At 43.5% G+C, this 17661-nt stretch carries 16 protein-coding genes; 5 read left to right on the forward strand and 11 right to left on the reverse strand.

All coding sequences use genetic code 11. From position 1 onward, the window contains the following. Positions 1–2 precede the first annotated feature (2 nt). A complete protein-coding gene (mpl, locus tag FCL46_RS12505; RefSeq protein ID WP_136808457.1) occupies positions 3–1448 on the forward strand; it encodes a UDP-N-acetylmuramate:L-alanyl-gamma-D-glutamyl-meso-diaminopimelate ligase in 1446 nt (481 codons plus the stop codon). 94 nt (positions 1449–1542) lie between these two features. On the opposite strand, the gene FCL46_RS12510 is transcribed toward mpl, so the two are convergent. Together FCL46_RS12510 and FCL46_RS12515 are read right to left on the reverse strand one after the other, a co-directional pair. Continuing rightward, positions 1543–1896, reverse strand: coding sequence for an Hpt domain-containing protein (locus tag FCL46_RS12510; protein ID WP_136808458.1), 354 nt, complete (start codon positions 1894–1896; stop codon positions 1543–1545). 34 nt (positions 1897–1930) lie between these two features. After that, positions 1931–2329, reverse strand: a complete 399-nt coding sequence (locus FCL46_RS12515; RefSeq protein WP_167505933.1) for a response regulator — start codon at positions 2327–2329, stop codon at positions 1931–1933. A 147-nt stretch (positions 2330–2476) separates the two neighbouring features. On the opposite strand from FCL46_RS12515, the gene tilS reads away from it, so the two are divergent. Beyond that, positions 2477–3898 carry a tRNA lysidine(34) synthetase TilS gene (tilS, locus tag FCL46_RS12520; protein ID WP_136808460.1) on the forward strand — a complete coding sequence of 474 codons (1422 nt, stop codon included), beginning with the start codon at positions 2477–2479 and terminating at the stop codon, positions 3896–3898. A gap of 16 nt (positions 3899–3914) precedes the next feature. Here the strand turns inward: tilS and selB are convergent, their stop codons facing one another. The 3 genes from selB to FCL46_RS12535 all read right to left on the reverse strand — a co-directional run bounded on the left by selB (position 3915) and on the right by FCL46_RS12535 (position 7557). Then, positions 3915–5846 carry a selenocysteine-specific translation elongation factor gene (selB, locus tag FCL46_RS12525; protein WP_136808461.1) on the reverse strand — a complete coding sequence of 644 codons (1932 nt, stop codon included), beginning with the start codon at positions 5844–5846 and terminating at the stop codon, positions 3915–3917. Positions 5847–5873: 27 nt separating this feature from the next. Next, entirely contained in the window at positions 5874–6503 is a 630-nt protein-coding gene (locus tag FCL46_RS12530) for an MBL fold metallo-hydrolase (protein ID WP_275942858.1), read from the reverse strand. A gap of 103 nt (positions 6504–6606) precedes the next feature. After that, on the reverse strand, positions 6607–7557 hold the full coding sequence (locus tag FCL46_RS12535; protein WP_136808462.1) for an Mrp/NBP35 family ATP-binding protein: 951 nt from the start codon (positions 7555–7557) through the stop codon (positions 6607–6609). Between the two features lie 455 nt (positions 7558–8012). Here FCL46_RS12535 and ftsY point away from each other — a divergent pair, with 455 nt between their 5' ends. The 3 genes from ftsY to FCL46_RS12550 are packed head-to-tail and all read left to right on the forward strand — an operon-like array spanning position 8013 to position 11623. Next, a complete protein-coding gene (gene ftsY / locus FCL46_RS12540; RefSeq protein ID WP_136808463.1) occupies positions 8013–9530 on the forward strand; it encodes a signal recognition particle-docking protein FtsY in 1518 nt (505 codons plus the stop codon). Between the two features lie 12 nt (positions 9531–9542). After that, entirely contained in the window at positions 9543–10376 is an 834-nt protein-coding gene (locus tag FCL46_RS12545; RefSeq protein ID WP_136808464.1) for a DnaJ domain-containing protein, read from the forward strand. 56 nt (positions 10377–10432) lie between these two features. Continuing rightward, positions 10433–11623: a pyridoxal phosphate-dependent aminotransferase gene (locus FCL46_RS12550; protein WP_136808465.1), complete on the forward strand. Its 1191-nt coding sequence runs from the start codon at positions 10433–10435 to the stop codon at positions 11621–11623. Positions 11624–11737: 114 nt separating this feature from the next. On the opposite strand, the gene der is transcribed toward FCL46_RS12550, so the two are convergent. The 6 genes from der to fabZ form a co-directional block, all read right to left on the reverse strand. Then, positions 11738–13084 carry a ribosome biogenesis GTPase Der gene (gene der / locus FCL46_RS12555; RefSeq protein ID WP_136808466.1) on the reverse strand — a complete coding sequence of 449 codons (1347 nt, stop codon included), beginning with the start codon at positions 13082–13084 and terminating at the stop codon, positions 11738–11740. 221 nt (positions 13085–13305) lie between these two features. Continuing rightward, a complete protein-coding gene (locus FCL46_RS12560) occupies positions 13306–14391 on the reverse strand; it encodes an aminoglycoside phosphotransferase family protein (protein WP_136808467.1) in 1086 nt (361 codons plus the stop codon). Between the two features lie 14 nt (positions 14392–14405). After that, positions 14406–15305: a nucleotidyltransferase family protein gene (locus FCL46_RS12565; protein ID WP_228723424.1), complete on the reverse strand. Its 900-nt coding sequence runs from the start codon at positions 15303–15305 to the stop codon at positions 14406–14408. A 91-nt stretch (positions 15306–15396) separates the two neighbouring features. Continuing rightward, positions 15397–16239 (reverse strand): LpxI family protein, encoded by an 843-nt coding sequence (locus tag FCL46_RS12570; protein WP_136808469.1) that lies wholly within the window; start codon positions 16237–16239, stop codon positions 15397–15399. Between the two features lie 7 nt (positions 16240–16246). Beyond that, complete coding sequence (gene lpxA, locus FCL46_RS12575) at positions 16247–17044, reverse strand: acyl-ACP--UDP-N-acetylglucosamine O-acyltransferase (protein WP_136808470.1); 798 nt, start codon at positions 17042–17044, stop codon at positions 16247–16249. A 164-nt stretch (positions 17045–17208) separates the two neighbouring features. Next, a complete protein-coding gene (gene fabZ, locus FCL46_RS12580) occupies positions 17209–17661 on the reverse strand; it encodes a 3-hydroxyacyl-ACP dehydratase FabZ (RefSeq protein WP_136808471.1) in 453 nt (150 codons plus the stop codon).

Raw genomic sequence — 17661 nt, forward strand, 5'->3', positions numbered from 1 at the left:
CCATGGCGAATCTTGACCCACAGCTCAACTCTGCACCCTCGAAAATCAACCATATCCACATTATGGGTATTTGCGGTACCGGAATGGCAGCGCTTGCAGGAATGTTGCAATCAAGTGGTTTTACCATCACCGGGAGTGATCAGAATGTTTATCCTCCCATGTCCGACTTCCTTGCAGATCTTGGTATTACTGTAAAAAGCGGGTACAGCAAAAACAATCTTGAACCACGGCCTGATCTCGTTATCGTTGGTAACGTTATCACACGTAAAAACGAAGAGGCTATCCACCTTGCCGAGCTTGCTATTCCATATCTTTCTTTTCCGCAGGCGCTTTCCAGATTCTTTATTAATTCAAGAAAATCGCTGGTAATCACCGGGACTCACGGCAAAACGACCACATGCTCTATTCTCGCATCTGCCCTTTATCACGCTGAACTTGATCCGACCTTTATGATTGGCGGTATTGTTCCGGAATTTGGCGGTAATTTTAGAATTGGAGACGGAGAATACTTCGTTGCTGAAGGCGATGAATATGACACCGCATTTTTTGACAAAAAATCAAAATTTTTACATTACCAGCCTCATATAGCTGTTATTACCTCTTTGGAATTTGATCATGCAGACATTTTTGAAGATCTCCAAAGCATCAAGAGAGCATTCAGAAAGTTCGTCAGGCTAATCCCTGAAGATGGATTACTGATTGCCAACTTTGATGATGAGAATGTACGTGACGTCATTTCTGAAGCTCGGTGCAATGTTCAGAGCTACGGTTTAAACAGTGCATACGACTGGTCTCTTGCTGACGTTAGACGCGGAGAAAGCAACCTCACATCCTTTACCGCTCTTCAGGGAGGTAATCACTATTCTGATATTGCCATTCAGCTTCCAGGACAGCATAATTGTTTGAACAGCCTCGCTGTAACGGCAATACTGCATCATATAGGTGTACCTTCAGAAAAAATATCCTCAGGATTGAAAGCTTTTTCAGGTGTCAGAAGAAGACAGGAAATTCGAGGAATAGAAAAAGGTATAACTGTAATTGATGATTTCGCCCACCACCCAACAGCAGTCCGGGAGACACTGTCCGCTTTACGTATGGCATACCCTGACAATCGTCTTGTTATTGTCTTTGAGCCACGAACAAACACATCCCGAAGGGCAATTTTCCAGAAAGATTATGTCACCGCTTTTGATTGCAGCGATGTTCTCTGTATACGTGAACCTGTCCCTCTCACAAATGTTGCTGAAGACAACCAATTTTCTTCAGCACAACTCGCAAGAGACATAAATGAAACCAGAGAGCGCAAAGCAATGGCGTTCAATGATACTGATGCAATTCTGAGCTACCTCTCAACTCACCTGGAGTCAGGAGATATAGTTGCAATTCTATCTAACGGTGGATTTGACAACATCCACAACCGGCTCATTGAAATACTTCGAAACAGATAATACACACTGTCCTACGATTGTAGCTTTAAAAACAACAAAGGGGTTCTCCATACGGAGAACCCCTTTGTTATCTTTGCTGAGAACTATTATATCCCTACTGACTGACCAATTCGCCTAACGTTGTACGCAAATGGCCAACAAGGGCTGAATAATCAACTGATGCATCGCCTGCCTTACCTTTCTCTTCAAGATCTCTCGCTATTTCTGCACAATCGTGAAGACCAAGATTTAGAAGCGCACCTTTCATGGTGTGTGCGTTTTTACCAATCACCATCGTATCGCCTTCAGACAGTGCATCTTCTATGTTCTCCATGTGAGAGACTAGAGTTGAAATAAACTTTGGCAGCATCACGTCTACCTGGTCTCTGGGTAATTGGAATTTTTCGAGCAGGTAACGTCTCATCTGATCGATACGTTCCTCTTTCGACATGATCGCATCGTTTTTCATTATAAAACAGCACTCCAACTATGAGTTTTATGAGTTAATGGGGCAACAGAAATTCACGAACATGCGCTTCAAGTCGATCACGCAAAATCGGTTTGATCAAATACGCCTGACAACGACCAAGGTTGAAGGCATTCATAATGTTTCGTGCATCATCCAGAGCTGTAGTCATGAAGACAGTAGTTATCTTATCTCCGGCTACATTTCCCTCATGCTCCATTCTCCTGAGATGGCTCAAAACAGCATGCCCATCAAGTTCCGGCATCATAATATCAAGACAAACGAGATCATACCTGTCGTTGTTTTCATGTGCTTTCGTAAGTATCTCCAGTGCTTCCTTGCCATCTGCAGCTGTATCACAGATAGCATAAGGAGACAAAAATTCAGACAATAACGTTCGGCTGATAAACTCATCTTCAACAATCAAAACTTTCATTACACTCACCAATTTAATCCAATACACGCTATAAAGACGATAGTTGCAATTCAATGCAAGACTGCGTATAGCTATACCAGCCATATTTACAGATTTAAACAAAAAGCTCACTGTTTTTGTTAATAACCTCTTTGGAGCAAATCGTTTTTGTTACTACACAGAGTTTCCAGATATATTCGTAAATACAATCTCCTCAATGCGGGCGATACTGTTATTGTTGGTAATTCAGGAGGGCCTGACTCCACAGCTCTGCTCCATCTACTCCATTCCGTCAATCTCGACCTCAAACTGATAGCCGTTTATGTAAATCATAATCTCAGACCTGAAGAAGTAATAGCTGAACAGCGCTTTATCGAGCAACTGGCCAAAAGCCTCAACGTGATAAACCGAACTATAAGCGTCGATGTCACCGGTTATCAGCGTGACCACAAATGTTCACTCGAAGAAGCCGCCCGCAAACTCCGATACACTGCACTTGAAAAAGAACGTATAAACCATAATGCAGCAGCAATTGCTGTAGGTCACAACTCAGATGATCAGGTTGAGGAGTTCCTTATCAGAATGATTCGAGGCTCAGGTCTAAAAGGATTAAGTGGGATTTCCCGAAAAAATGGAAAAATTGTTCGTCCATTATTAGAGGAAACTAAAGCATCATTACTCAAGTACCTTCATGATGCAAACCTTGAATCCTGTCACGATTCCTCAAACGACGATGTCTCATTACTTCGTAATCGGGTACGGCATCATCTGCTCCCTGAACTTGAGAATCATTTCAACCCTGCTATACGCACAACCTTATTGCAAACGACATCCATTCTTGCAGAAGATGAAGCCCTGCTGGATCACCTGGCTACAACATCCTATGAGAATCTGTGTGAAAACTCGCATAAGAGTAAAGAGAAAACACGAGAATCAGTAATCACCGTGAAGTTGCTCCCCTTCCAGAAAGAACATGAAGCAATTCAACGCAGAGTTTTGGAAAAACTGATCTGGGCAATGGAGGTCAAACCTTCATACAGAACGATTACTCAGTTACAATCATTGGTCGCAACCGGAACCAACAACTCCTTACTGCATCTCCCAGAAGGACTGAGAGCACATATCAGTAATGGTGTACTCTCTTTTTCGTTTCCTTCAGGACGCAAGTCTTTACGTGGAGACAAACCAATCGCAGAGATTCAGGAACTGGAAATTTCCGAAACAGGTACATTCACAGTTTCCGGAATATCCAAAAAAATCACTATTACAAAAGAGCAAACCTCTACACTGGACATACGGGATGACAAAAAACTCTTTCTCGACGCAGCCAAAGTATCGTTTCCACTACACCTGCGGGCAGCTAAAAAAGGGGAAAAAGTCCAGTTGCTTGGCAGCCCCGGCCGTAAAAAAATAGCCAGGATCCTGAGTGATCGGAAAGTCCCGACCAGCAACAGACCTCACCACCCGCTTTTGATTGCTGATGATGAGATACTCTGCATTCTCGGTATACAGATTGCCGACCAGTTTAAAGTTGGACCCGACGGCACTGAAACACTTGTAGTACTTTGGGAAGATCTGGAAGAGAGTTGATTACCGCAGTCTGTTTCTATACCTTTTTTCTCAGGATACGTTTATCGCCAACACGGATAGTCAATTTAATCCGATCAATATATTCAAGTACAGGAATTGAAAATTTTCGAGTAAGACCTGTGAGATTTTTAAATCCCGGCGCATCAATCTCACCATCTCGTTTTAATACATCTATAACCTGATCGACAAGACCGTCTATAATAGCTTTTTCATAATAAAGGGTCTCACTGATTTTAACCAGGCGACCTTCCCGCAATAACAGGTCTATAACCTGCTTCACCATCTTCTCAGAGTACTCTGAGAATTTGTCCATGGTGTCACGCACTGTCGGCGTCGAGTATCCTTTACTCATGTACCAATCAAGAAGCTCTCTCTGCAACTCTTCTTCATCTGCCTTCAAGGCAACTTCATGGCCGGACAACCTGATCATTGACTCTTCCTGAACTATCTCTTCTTTTCTGAGCAGTTCATTAAGGCAATATGCAAAGACTTTTTGATCAATCTCCCTGCCGATTAACAATCGCAATTCCTCACGCACCAACCCTGTCTGCAAAGGATGGATTTTATGGTATGTTACCAGAGCTTCAAGAAGTTCTTTTTTGGTCTTTTCAGCTATCTGAACATCTACATATCGCTGTGTGGCAGAATCGACAACAACCATCTTCTTCGTAGAAAGTGGTTCCGTAAGCGCTTTTTTCAGATGCTTGCCAAAAAGTCCAAGCCGAATAGCAAGATCATCAAAGGTTAAGCCTTTTGCTCCGCTTTCTTTCAAAAACAGCAGACAGCGTTCTGTAAGATCACCTTCTATCAGGGTGTTAAAGGTCTCAACATTATACGCACGATCGGCATCAGTGAGACGCTTTCGCTTTCGTGGTGAGATATTACCAAGCACCCTGCCGCCACCAATGGTTGCCACAGGCGAATAACTTCTGATCACAAAATGATCATCCGGCCAAACCGCAACTGGTTTTTCAAGCAGAAGCTGGACGCCAACCTCTTCCCCCGGCTCAAGCTCATCACGATCAATAAGTGAAATCCTGCCTATAATTTCCGCTGTACCTAAATGAACACGTACCCGCTTGCGATGCTTTAGTGCTTTTGCATTGGAACCAAGATATAAAAACTGGCAATCCAGCATATAATTTGCCTGCAATGCACCAGGAGTGGCAAGTACCATTCCACGTTCAATCATGGAGGTATCAACCCCTTGCAGATTGATAGCTGTCCGATGACCAGCCTCGACGGTATCCACAGATTCGGAATGCACTTGAATCCCACGAACCTTTCCTACATTCTGGGATGGATATAAACGCAGTTCTTCACCAATATTCGTCCTGCCCGAGATTGAAGTACCGGTAACAACAGATCCAAAACCCTTCATGGCGAAGATACGATCAACAGGCAGGCGAAACGGGCCGAATGCTTCGTTGAATTGATGCTGACGAACGAAGTCATCCAACGTTTCAAGAACCTTGTCTATCCCGGTCCCTGTCGTTGAAGATACAGGCAATATTGGTGCTTCCTCCAGAAAAGATCCTTCGCAAAATTCCCGGATCTCATCCTGGACCATATCGATCCAGTCCTCTTCAACCATATCGATTTTGGTAAGGATGATCATGCCCTGCTTTACGCCAAGCAACCTGCAGATTTCAAAGTGTTCCACCGTCTGAGGCATGATGCCTTCATCTGCGGCAATAATGAAAGCAACAAGATCCATTCCGGTAACACCGGCGACCATGTTCTTTACAAATTTTTCATGCCCGGGAACGTCCACAATACCAATCCGATGACCGCAGGGGAGATCCAAATGAGCAAAACCGAGTTCTATGGTTATTCCTCGCTTCTTCTCTTCCTTGAGTCGATCCGTTTCTATTCCGGTAAGGGCTCGTATCAGGCTTGTTTTGCCATGATCAACATGACCGGCTGTACCAAGTACTATCTCACGCATGGGTAATGATTTGGCAATGTTTAAGGTTTACAGGAATGGATTGCTACGCTTCTCTTCACCGATGGTCGAACGATTACCTCCGTAACCATGACCAGGCCAGACGACAGTATCTTCAGGTAATACCAGAAGCTTTTGCCGAATGGAGTCCAAAAGGTCGATCTGAGATCCGCCAGGAAAATCGGTACGGCCAAGACCACCTACAAATAACGTGTCACCGGTTATAAGGTTTTTACCATTAAGCAGACACATACCACCGGGTGTATGTCCCGGGGTGTGAATAACCTGGAGTTCACAATTACCTATTGTAATGGTGTCACCTTCCTCTACCACAACATCTGTAGGAGGAGATGCTTCCAGTCCAAGCATAGAGAAATAACTGGTGACTTCAGGCTTCTCGAAAAATTCGACGTCATCCTTATGCATCACAATCTGTGCGCCAGTTGCTTCTTTTAACGCACGATTTCCGCAAACATGATCCGGATGTCCGTGGGTTGCGATGATGTATTTAATATCAACTCCCAGATCATTTACTGTTGCAATGATATGATCAACATCTCCACCGGGGTCAACTACTCCCGCCTGCTTAGTCTCCGGGCAACTTACGATGTAACAGCATACGCCCATGGAACCAACCGTAATCTGGTGTACCTGTATCACGTTGTCCTACCTCTTTAAGATTAATTGGTTATAAAGATGACTGTCCTGCGGATATGGGAAAACAGGACAGCCAGTCAGTAATCAGTAAAAGCAGTCAGGCTTATCAGGAACCACCACAACCACATCCACAGTGGGAATCTTTACCACCTGCCATACCTAAGGTAACAGGGGCAGAAACTGCAGGGAGTCTATTCTCGATTCCTGTCACAATCGCACTAAATGCCGTAATAGCTGGACTATCGCCGTCAGATGACAAATATGGTCTACCATCATCTCCAGCCATAACGACTTTCGGATCCATAGGAACCCGACCGAGGAAAGGTAGTTCAAACTCTCTTGCGATCTCTTCACCACCACCGGATTTGAATATATCCACAGTTTCACTGCAATGCGGACAAACAAATCCCGACATATTTTCAACAACTCCGGCAACCTCTACATTGAGGACGCGACAGAAATTGAGCGATTTTCTCACATCGGCCAAGGCAACTTTTTGAGGAGTTGTAACAACAACAGCTTTAACATTAGGGATGGTCTGAGCAACAGAAAGCGGCTCATCACCGGTTCCCGGAGGAGCATCGATCACGAGATAGTCTAGTTCACCCCAATCCATATCGGAAACAAACTGTCTAATAGCCTGTATTTTTAAAGGCCCGCGCCAGATGATAGCCTCATCCCTGTCCTTCATCATGTATTCAAGAGAAACAACCTTGAGATTCTCATTGTATTCAAGAGGTGGTACAAGAGCATCTTTTGAAGCAGGAGGCTGAAGGTTCCCTTTTAAATCGAGCATTCTTACAACATCAGGTCCATGAAGATCAACATCCATAAGCCCAACCTTGTAACCACGTTTTGCAAGGGCCAGGGCCAGGTTGACTGATACAGTCGATTTTCCTACTCCACCTTTACCACTCATTACCAGAATCTTATTTTTAATTTTTCCAAGTGATCTGGTTATCGCATTTTCCTGCTGAGCCGCGGCGGCCTGCTGTGATTCCTGGGTACCGCACCCTCCGCTATTACTGGAACAGGAACTTCCACATGAATCTGACATGATATTGCCTCCTGAAATTGTTGGCTGCTTTGTGATTATCTAACACACCTTCTAAAACCTGCTTCCTACGCGACATTGCAACACTACTTTCCGTAATATCACGTTATACCTCAGTAGTTTACACGAGTATTCACGCAGGATGGTTTGAAGAGATGCTTTATTAAAGAAGCCAATAGACGTAAATTTTTATATGTTACAGGGTCATACATTGATTATATATAGGGCCCGATTAAACGGCACCTCTACAGTAATCCTGTTGTCTGGAAATGCAAATAAAATCCGCTACAGTAGGTTACATGAACCTTAGCTGTCATTTGGTTATCACACAGGTAACTACCATTCTGGTCACTTTTTGTTGCGTAATTCGGACTCACTCCGTATTATGAAAAGTTCCTTTGAACACACAAATCGTTAGTTCTTCTCAAATCCATACTCACTCTCTAGCAGGAATACCTATGCTTGGTTGGTTTAAAAAGAAATTCTCGAAAAATAAAGAAGAGTCGCCCAAGGCTCCTGAAGATTTAAAAATCCCTGTGGCCCCTCGCGACTTCGGCCCTCCCAAAGAGGAAATTGAGCCTGAAATCGAAGCAAAACCGGAAAGCCATGACCTTCCGGAAATTGTCACTGAGATGGAGGAAGAGGTCACTCCACCCGTAGAAGAAGTGATAGATACACCTGAACCTGTTGATGAGATTGAACAACCTCAAATAGATGAGCAGGTTGAACCTGAAAGTAAGCCAGAACCTTCACTTCAGGAAGAAGCAGTTGCTGAAGAAGCTGAACTCAAAGAAAAAGACGATGACATTATTCGCCCGGAAGAACAGGGGCAGGATGAAGAGTTAGTCACCGAGCCGGCAGAAGAACTCCAGGCAACTGATAAAAAAATTGAAATTGAAATTAAAAAAGAAGTTCCCGCAACTGAGGAATCATCAAAGCCTGAGATAAAGATAGCAATCGACACTTCTCAAAAGATTCCAGTCGCACCTGTAATAACTCCGGTTACTCAGGAAGAAAAACGAAAACCTGCCGAGAAAGAAGGTTTTTTCTCGCGACTTACCGAAAAACTTGCTCAAACCCGTGAATCCTTCACCTATAAGCTTGACACGCTCTTTCTTGGTAAAAAAGAGATCGATGCTGAACTACTCGATGATCTGGAAGAACTGCTTATAACTGCAGACCTAGGCGTTTCTACCACTCAGGAAATTCTTGATCATGCAAGAAAGAAAGTAAAACGAGACTCACTCTCTGACCCCGCTGCGCTTAAAGAGGTCATTAAAGAAATAATTAAATCTTTTATAACAGATTACCAGCAGGATGCAGAACTGGTTATGCCGGACAAAGGACCATTTGTAATCATGGTCGTCGGTGTTAACGGTGTTGGCAAAACTACAACAATCGGCAAAGTTGCTCATAAATTCGTCAACGCAGGCCAATCTGTTCTTTTAGTTGCAGCAGACACCTTCAGGGCAGCCGCAGTTTCACAACTGAAAATATGGGGCGAACGGAATAACGTTTCGGTAATATCACAGCATGAAGGTGCTGACCCATCTTCTGTAGTCTACGATGCATTAGCCCATGCAACAGCTAAAGATTATGATGTTGTTCTTGTTGACACCGCTGGAAGGCTCCATACCCAGTCTAATCTCATGGATGAGCTTAAAAAGATTAAGCGGGTCATGAAAAAGAAAATGCCGGGGGCACCTCACGAGGTAATGCTTGTAGTAGATGCAACCACCGGGCAGAACGGTATTTCCCAGGCAAAACTTTTTGATGCTGCAGTTGACCTTACAGGCATCACCCTTACTAAGCTCGATGGAACTGCCAAAGGCGGTATCGTAGCCAATATATGTAGAGAGTTGAAGACCCCTATCAGATTTATCGGCGTAGGAGAACAACTCGAAGATTTACGAGACTTTGATCCAGATGAATTCATCGAAGCATTGTTTCAGGTAAAAGATTCAAGTGAGGCGTAAAGGAATCTCAACATGCAATACCAACGACGTGATCAACCAGGATGCGGCGGATGCCTGCTCATTGTCATTCTGCTTGTATTTGTAACAGGTGGTGCTCCTGCACTCATAAACTTTTTAGGTACCCTGATTTTCACAGGAATGGCCGGAGTTTTAGTTCTTTTTGCCTTATTCTGGGGGTTTTCATTCTGGATACGAAAAAGAGTTGCAGCATATGAGCAATCACAATCTGAAAGCCATAATCGTTTTGTCTGGCTTCTCGTTCAGATTCTCATGCATATCGCCAGGATCGACGGCGAAGTTACCCGTGATGAAGTGCAGACCATCCAACGCTTCTTTCAGTACAATCTGCATTACTCCCAGACACAGATGTTATGGGTTAAAGAACTGATTAAAGATGCTACAAACTCAAATGTTTCTCTAGAATCACTGCTTCAGGAGTTCAAGGATACGTTTGCCTATGAGCCGCGACTTATTCTTCTTGAGCTTGTTTACCAGATTCTCTACACAAAAAGCGTGGTTCCTGAAAACGAACTGAAAGTCGCACGCAATATCGCCAGCTACCTCGATATACCTGTATATGATCAACGCACCATTGAAGCGAAGTACAAATATGGGCGGCAACAGAGTTCAGCCAGAACTGCAGACAGGGCTTCACAGCACTATGCAGTATTAGGTCTTGAAACAGGCGCAACCAGTGATGAAGCCAAGAAAGCCTACAGGAAGCTCAGTATGAAATACCACCCAGATAAAGTTCGACACCTGGGTGAAGAGTTTAGAAAAGTGGCAGAAGAAAAGATGAAAGAAATAAACGTTGCTTACGATTTCATTAAAAAAGACACCGTATAAAAGCTGATTTTTATATAACCCATAGCTAATATAATACCCCACAAGGAGATACCACCATGTCCATTTCTCAGAAGATGCAGGCTTTTGCCGAGAAATCTTCATGGATACGTAAGATGTTTGAAGAAGGAACCCGTTTAAAAGCTGAGTTCGGCGCAGAGAATGTCTACGATTTCAGCTTGGGAAACCCAGATGCTCCACCCCCTTCTGCATTTTATGATGTTATGAAAAAAAGGGCTGACGATCACAGCGCGGGCGTACACTCGTACATGCCTAATAACGGCTACCAATTCGTTCGCGAAGCTATCGCTGCAAAGATGTCAAAAGAGCAGGAGGTAACCGTTGATCCTAACGATATGCTCATGACGTGCGGTGCAGCAGGCGGCCTGAATGTTGTTTTAAAGTCGTTGCTTAACCCAGGTGAAGAGGTAATACTTCTTGCCCCCTATTTTGTAGAGTACAACTTTTATGTAGATAACCACGGCGGAGTATCGAAGGTCGTCAATACCGATGAAGAGTTTAATCTCGACCTCGCCGCTATTGAATCCGCGCTGACAGAAAAGACCAAGGCACTGATCGTTAACTCGCCCAATAACCCTACCGGTCAAGTCTATAGCCAGGAAGCACTTATTGCTCTTGGCGGCGTACTTGAGGCAGCTGGTAAAAAATTTGGCACCACCATCTACATGATCTCTGATGAACCATATCGGAAAATCATTTTTGATGATCTGACTGTACCTTCTATCTTCAAAGCCTATAAAAATAGTCTTATTGTATCCAGCTATTCAAAAGATCTCAGTCTGCCTGGAGAACGTATTGGTTACCTTGCTGTTCATCCTGAAATTACAGACAAGAAACTGTTTCTTGGTGCGATGAATCTTGCCAATCGAATTCTGGGCTTTGTTAATGCTCCGGCACTCATGCAACGTGTTGTCGCAGAACTCCAGAATGAGTCTGTCGATAATTCGATCTACTCCGGGCGCAGAGAAATTTTCTGTAAGATACTTGAGGATGCAGGATACAGTTTTATCAAACCTAAAGGCGCATTTTACATCTTCCCGAAAACTCCAATTGCCGATGATGCAGAATTCTGTAAAATTCTACAGGAAGAGAAAATACTTGCCGTTCCAGGTAGAGGATTTGGTGCACCCGGCTATATCCGTCTGGCTTTCTGCGTACCGGATGACGTGATCAGTCGTTCCGCTGATGCATTTAAACGAGCAATGAAAAAAGCTCAGGAATTAGGTTAACTTTCTGCGAACCTGAAAAAATAGAACAAAAAAAGGGAAGCCGATTATGGCTTCCCTTTTTTATGGTACACATAACTCACTCAAGCATTCTGAGCAAATCTCTAAACACTGTTCTTATTTCTTGTTCCTTCCGCCTGATTTTTCTTTAAAAATCACTTGAATTGGAACCTTATCAAGACCCAGACCTTCCCTGAATCTATTAGAAATATACCGTTTATACGAGAAGTGAACCCCTTTCGCGCTGTTGGTCATAACCACAAAACGAGGTGGTCTGGTTCCGATCTGCGAAGTGTAGTAAAACTTCAAACGCTTGTTTTTGTAAATCGGTGGATTATGATCCTCTGTAGCTTCCTGCAACAACCTATTTAGTGCTGCTGTTGGAAATTTTGCCTTATATTGCTTGTAGACCTGGCCAATCACAGGGAATAACCGCTTAATACCAAAACCGGTAACTGCAGAAACTTTCAACAACGGTGCAAAACCTACAAATGGTAATTGCCTGCCGATCTCAGCAAGAACTTGCTCCTGCTGCTTAATATCATCAGCGACGAGATCCCACTTATTTACAAGTATGATCAGGCCTCTACCATGGTCTAAAGCATACCCGATAACTTTGGTATCCTGTTCGGTGATCCCCTCATCAGCATCAAGCAAAATAACTGCAACATCGCAAGTCTCAAGAGATGCCAGAGACTTAAGGATACTGAATTTTTCCAGTTTATCTGTGGTCTTACCCTTTCTTCTGATACCAGCTGTATCAATAAGAAAATAGCTGTAATTACCATGAGTAAGCATCGTATCAACAGAATCTCTCGTAGTACCTGAGATCTCCGACACAACCATTCTCTCTTCGCCAAGAATCCGATTGATTATAGAGGACTTACCTACATTCGGTCTCCCAAAAAATGCTACCTTAATAGCATCTTCAGGAATATCCGGCCCCATATCGCCTTCTTCTATGGTTTTAACCAACCCTTCCATAAGGGTGTTAAAGCCATAGCTATGCTCGGCAGAAAGAGACCACAAGGTTTCAACACCCAGTTCATAGAACGGAGAAAGCTTCGCAATTTCCTGCTCTGGTGAATCAATCTTATTGACCACATGATAGATAGGTTTCTGCGTACGGCGCAACAACTCTACAACTTCATAGTCAGCTGGCGTAACACCGTCTTTGGCATCCATCAGGAAAAGAACAATATCTGCCTCTTCAATAGCTGCAAGAGCCTGCTCTCGTATGTGGTTGACCAGCAGATCCTCTGGATTGTCATCAATACCACCGGTATCTACCAGCATAAAAGCACGCCCTGCCCACTCTACTCTTTCGTAGTGGCGGTCTCTGGTCACACCCGGAGTCGGGTCTACCAGTGCTTTTCGTGATTTTGTAATTCTGTTGAACAAGGTCGATTTCCCAACATTGGGACGACCAACGAGTGCAACAATTGGACATGAAAAATTTGCCATAATAATATTCCTTTGTTTTCGCAAAGGCTGTATGTAACCGATTGGGAGAAACTTTGCACCCTTTTCACGCTATTCTCGCGTTATTGCTGGTTAGGTACAATAATACGTTCAGAATAGAAGGCTTCATTTTGTCGTATAACATTGTCTTCAATCATCGCTTAACGCCATAAACTCATCCAATTAATTAACGATGATCACACCAACAAGATAAGCTATCGAGATTAAAAATTATTTTTTTCAAGTATGATTTCGGCTTCAGCAACCATATCAACCAATATGGGATAACAGTTTTCACCAGCCTGCTGAAGTAGATAGGTCATTGATATAAGTGATGGCTGTACATAGTTTCTGAAAAATAATTTGCCGCGCACTTCACTCAAAAAAGCAAAGGCACCGAGTATCTGCAGATTTCGTTGCATCGATAAAGCGATAAATTGACCTGCAAATACTTCCCGATCAATTGTAAGTATTGTTTCAACCTTTTGCAGATAATAATCATACAGCTCTTTCTGAAACCATAATGGCAGGCTAACATACGGATCAATAAGTAACGAGGCCAAATCATAACCTAGTGGACCACGCCGACCACCTTGGAAATCAATAATACGCACCTTACCGTCTTTAATCATGACGTTGCGGGACTGAAAATCGCGATGCAGAAAAAATGTGTTTTTTGCGCTGGCTGCTATATCAGCAATTTTTTCAAACTCGTTATTGATCCCTTTAGGTATATCCTTACCTATCAGTCCCTGCCAAAACGCTGTTAAAAAGTATCCTGACTCTCTTTCGAGCATCAGCTCTTTATCGTACAATGATGTATCCCAGCACCATTCTGATTGAAAGTCCAATCCTCCATGCAACTGCATCGTGACGAGTTGGTCGAGTGTTTCTCTGTAAATTTTTCTTAAATTTTCGGTAGATTCAGTTGACTCGAAACTCGTACCGATTACTAAACTATGCAGATGAGTATTGCCGAGATCTTCACATATCAGGATTCCGGCCTGCTCATCAAAGCCATACAACTCAGGTACAGAGACACCTGCTCGATATAGATGGTTCCCAATCTCCCAGACCGACTTAGATTCGCATAACTCTTTTGTCTCATTCTTTTCAGGTGCGACGAGTATACAATCACGACCGGACACAGTTCGTATTCTCCAAAATTTACGATTTGAGCCGTCACCTTGAAGCTTTTCGTGCGAGGTAACAAAATCAGTACTCTTTGAAGAACTGGCTTCAGTAGGAAATCGCCTCGTTATGAGCGTTTTCACAAGAGCCGCAAGATCTTTGGGAAAGTCATTATTCATATGATATCTATAAATCAGGATTCAAAGCAAAGAATAGTATCAGTTGATGAAATGAGCCTGTTGCGACAAACCAACCCATCAGGTAAATCCACACCATCCCAGATCACGGATCCGGATATGGTTATATTGTGCCCGTTAACCGATCCGATTGAACACCAATCTGATACATCAACGTTTCCGGTAAGCTCAGCGCTATCACTTATCAAATTGGGATTATCATCCTGGTATGCAAATTCAGACCACCTGTGAATATTACCAGTGAGTAATCCTTCATTAAGTCTCAGGTAATCTTGCGGTGTGCCCATATCCGTCCAGAAGTAATCATCTGCCCTGTAGACTGATAGTTTTTTACCTTTCGCCAGGAGTTGTCTATAATGATCGATTATACAGGACTCGATTCCTTCAGGTATTGCTTTAAGAATTTGAGGGTTAATTATATGGATTCCGGTAAAGGCAAGCAACTCACTCTCAGGATCAGTTCCGAATTCAACAACACGATCATGAGCTACAGCAACAGAATTAAATCGCGGATAATTGTGCATCGCAAGTGTAGCACAGCAACTAGCAGCAGAGTGAAACTGGTACAATTGCTTAAAGTCGATGGTATGATAAATATCGCCGTTTGTAACGAGGACAGGTTCATCCCGCATCAATTCAACTGCCTTGCGAAGGCCACCACCTGTACCCAGTATGTTTTCTTCCTGCTGAATCACTACCCCAGGGATATCAACAATTGCCTTAACCACCTGTTCTTTCAAATGGTGACAATTAACGATAATGAGATCGAAACCACTTCGTTGCAGTCGCTTAATAGTCAAAAGCAACAAAGGTTCATTAAGGATGGGAAAGAGAGGTTTGGGCCGTATGTTCGTATGAGGCAGCAAACGGGTGCCAAAACCTGCTGCCAGAATCATTGCCTGCACAGTGTTTCCTCAGGCAGGTAATATCTCTGCCATTACAATATTTCTTAGTTTCCAACAAAAATGCTCGAATGACTAAAAAACTCTAATACTCCAGAGATCCGTCCGCCATCTCTTTAACACCTACAACGATAATCCCGCCTGCATCAGCGGTTCTAACCATTTCATCCCGATCAAAAAGAAGCGCCTGTTCAGCTTCAACCGCCAAAACAGCACCTTTCACACTGCTCAGCGACTCAATAGTTTTTGCACCAGTGGCTGGCAGATCAAAACGAAAATCCTGCCCCGGCTTTTTAACCTTGACGACAACTGCTTTTTCCCTGGCAAGTGCTCCACCACGTTTAATTGCTTCGTCGGTGCCTTCAATTGCCTCGACAGCAACAACAGTACAATCGCGGACAACAACACATTGGCCGATATCCAGTTTGCCAATAGCCCTGGCATGATGCCAGCCAAACTCAATATCTCTTCGTTGCTTTTTGTTGGGTTTCTTTCGTGTAAGAATACCTTGTGGGAAAAGCAATTCACGCAGATACAGCGTAGACTCTAGAACCGCTATGCCTTCATCTTCAAGCACTCTGGCAATTGCGCGCAAAATAGCATCATCCTGCTTAGAATCTATCTTATTCCACAGAGACAATGCTTTAAGATCAGGCCGTATGTCCCTGAATATCTGTGTTTTTGTAATAGTCCCAAGAAAGACGGTTTCGCCAACACCTTCCTTATGAAACCAGGATACCAACTTCCCCAACTGACCAAGCTTTATCCAGATAACAGCATCAGCGGCTTCAGCAACGCGTTCATCAGTCTCACCGCGATGCGCAACAACCAGTACCTTACGCCCGGCTTTGTGAGCAGCTTCAATAAACAGGAGGGGAAACTGCCCACCTCCTGCTATAATTCCGATTTTTTGAGGATCGATTATCATCTGCTACTTAGTCCTCAATAGTGCGCTTTACCACCCCACGCTTTGACTGCTCCATAAAATCGATGAGATAATCAACTTCCGGGCAATCAGAAATATCTCTTTTCGCCTGCTCCAAAGCATCTTTATGAAGCAGATTCGGAGACCTGAAGATGATTTTAAAGGCTTGATCAAGCTTGTTGATGGTCTCTCTACTGAAACCATTACGCTTTAAACCAATTTTATTAATTCCTGAAATTCTGGTTCTGTTTCTGGTTCCTGCAAGAATAATATATGGTGCAACATCAAGGCTGATTCCGGAAACGCCTCCAATATAACTAAAGGCTCCAATTCTGCAAAACTGATGAACAGCAACCAAACCACCGATAGATGCACGATCGCCAACTTCAACATGCCCTGCAAGCGTAGCAACATTCGCAAGAATTACGTGATTGCCAATCTTACAATCATGGGCCACATGGGTATACGCCATCAACAGGTTTGAGCTACCGATTATTGTTTTACCTGGCCCATCCGGTGTTCCTCTATGGATAGACGCATATTCACGAATCTGGTTATCATCACCGATAATGAGTTCTGTTGGCTCTCCTTTGTAGCTGAGATCCTGTGGGTCACCACCAACGGTTGCAAAAGAACCTATAAGATTTCTTTTACCTATTTTGGTAGGGCCTGAAATCACCGCATGAGGCTCGACGCGTGTTCCCGCATCGATGCACACTCCGGCCTTAATGACCGCATATGGGCCTACAATAACTGAGCTATCAAGCTCTGCCTTCGCATCGACTACTGCTGTTGAATGTATGGACATAATATATCTTTAGTTTTACGAAACGAGTCGTAGTGTATTTTTTATCGGCTGATCTGGTCTGCCGCTCAATAATGAAGCAGGATTCTTACAAACTATGCCCACCAACCGCAAGGCCTAAATATAGGCTGTAAACAACGCTGTTCAAACGAACATACAGCAATCAGTTACGAAAACGAGGCCATAAGTTCTGCCTCTGCAACCACCGCATCATCTACATACGCTTTAGCTTCCATTATAAGAATAGAACGCTTCTGTTTAACAAGCTTCAGCTTATAAATGAGCTGGTCACCAGGTACAACCGGCTTTCTAAAGCGTGCTTTATCAATTCCGGCAAAAAACACGAGTTTCTCGCCAATGGCTTCCGGGTTAGCATAAAAGGCCATAACACAACCGACCTGTGCCAACCCTTCAAGAATTAATACGCCAGGCATTACAGGTTTTCCAGGAAAATGCCCCTGGAAAAACTGTTCATTTATTGTGACATTTTTCAGGCCTACTATTTCATTGCCAACATCCATTGTTAAAATTCGATCGACCATGATAAACGGATACCTGTGTGGTATCAGTTTCATGATTTCAACAACATCTATATTTTCCGGAGCCGGTAACTCACTCAT

The organism is Desulfosediminicola flagellatus, from assembly GCF_005116655.2.
GTDB classification, from domain to species: domain Bacteria; phylum Desulfobacterota; class Desulfobulbia; order Desulfobulbales; family Desulfocapsaceae; genus Desulfopila; species Desulfopila flagellata.

Excerpts from the sequence above, each read along its gene's own strand:
- mpl (WP_136808457.1), top strand. The coding sequence starts at position 3 with ATGGCGAATCTTGACCCACAGCTCAACTCTGCACCCTCGAAAATCAAC.
- FCL46_RS12510 (WP_136808458.1), bottom strand. The coding sequence starts at position 1,896 with ATGAAAAACGATGCGATCATGTCGAAAGAGGAACGTATCGATCAGATG.
- FCL46_RS12515 (WP_167505933.1), bottom strand. The coding sequence starts at position 2,329 with ATGAAAGTTTTGATTGTTGAAGATGAGTTTATCAGCCGAACGTTATTG.
- selB (WP_136808461.1), bottom strand. The coding sequence starts at position 5,846 with ATGCGTGAGATAGTACTTGGTACAGCCGGTCATGTTGATCATGGCAAA.
- FCL46_RS12535 (WP_136808462.1), bottom strand. The coding sequence starts at position 7,557 with ATGTCAGATTCATGTGGAAGTTCCTGTTCCAGTAATAGCGGAGGGTGC.
- ftsY (WP_136808463.1), top strand. The coding sequence starts at position 8,013 with ATGCTTGGTTGGTTTAAAAAGAAATTCTCGAAAAATAAAGAAGAGTCG.
- FCL46_RS12545 (WP_136808464.1), top strand. The coding sequence starts at position 9,543 with ATGCAATACCAACGACGTGATCAACCAGGATGCGGCGGATGCCTGCTC.
- FCL46_RS12550 (WP_136808465.1), top strand. The coding sequence starts at position 10,433 with ATGTCCATTTCTCAGAAGATGCAGGCTTTTGCCGAGAAATCTTCATGG.
- der (WP_136808466.1), bottom strand. The coding sequence starts at position 13,084 with ATGGCAAATTTTTCATGTCCAATTGTTGCACTCGTTGGTCGTCCCAAT.
- FCL46_RS12560 (WP_136808467.1), bottom strand. The coding sequence starts at position 14,391 with ATGAATAATGACTTTCCCAAAGATCTTGCGGCTCTTGTGAAAACGCTC.
- FCL46_RS12565 (WP_228723424.1), bottom strand. The coding sequence starts at position 15,305 with ATGATTCTGGCAGCAGGTTTTGGCACCCGTTTGCTGCCTCATACGAAC.
- FCL46_RS12570 (WP_136808469.1), bottom strand. The coding sequence starts at position 16,239 with ATGATAATCGATCCTCAAAAAATCGGAATTATAGCAGGAGGTGGGCAG.
- lpxA (WP_136808470.1), bottom strand. The coding sequence starts at position 17,044 with ATGTCCATACATTCAACAGCAGTAGTCGATGCGAAGGCAGAGCTTGAT.
- fabZ (WP_136808471.1), bottom strand. The coding sequence starts at position 17,661 with ATGAGTGAGTTACCGGCTCCGGAAAATATAGATGTTGTTGAAATCATG.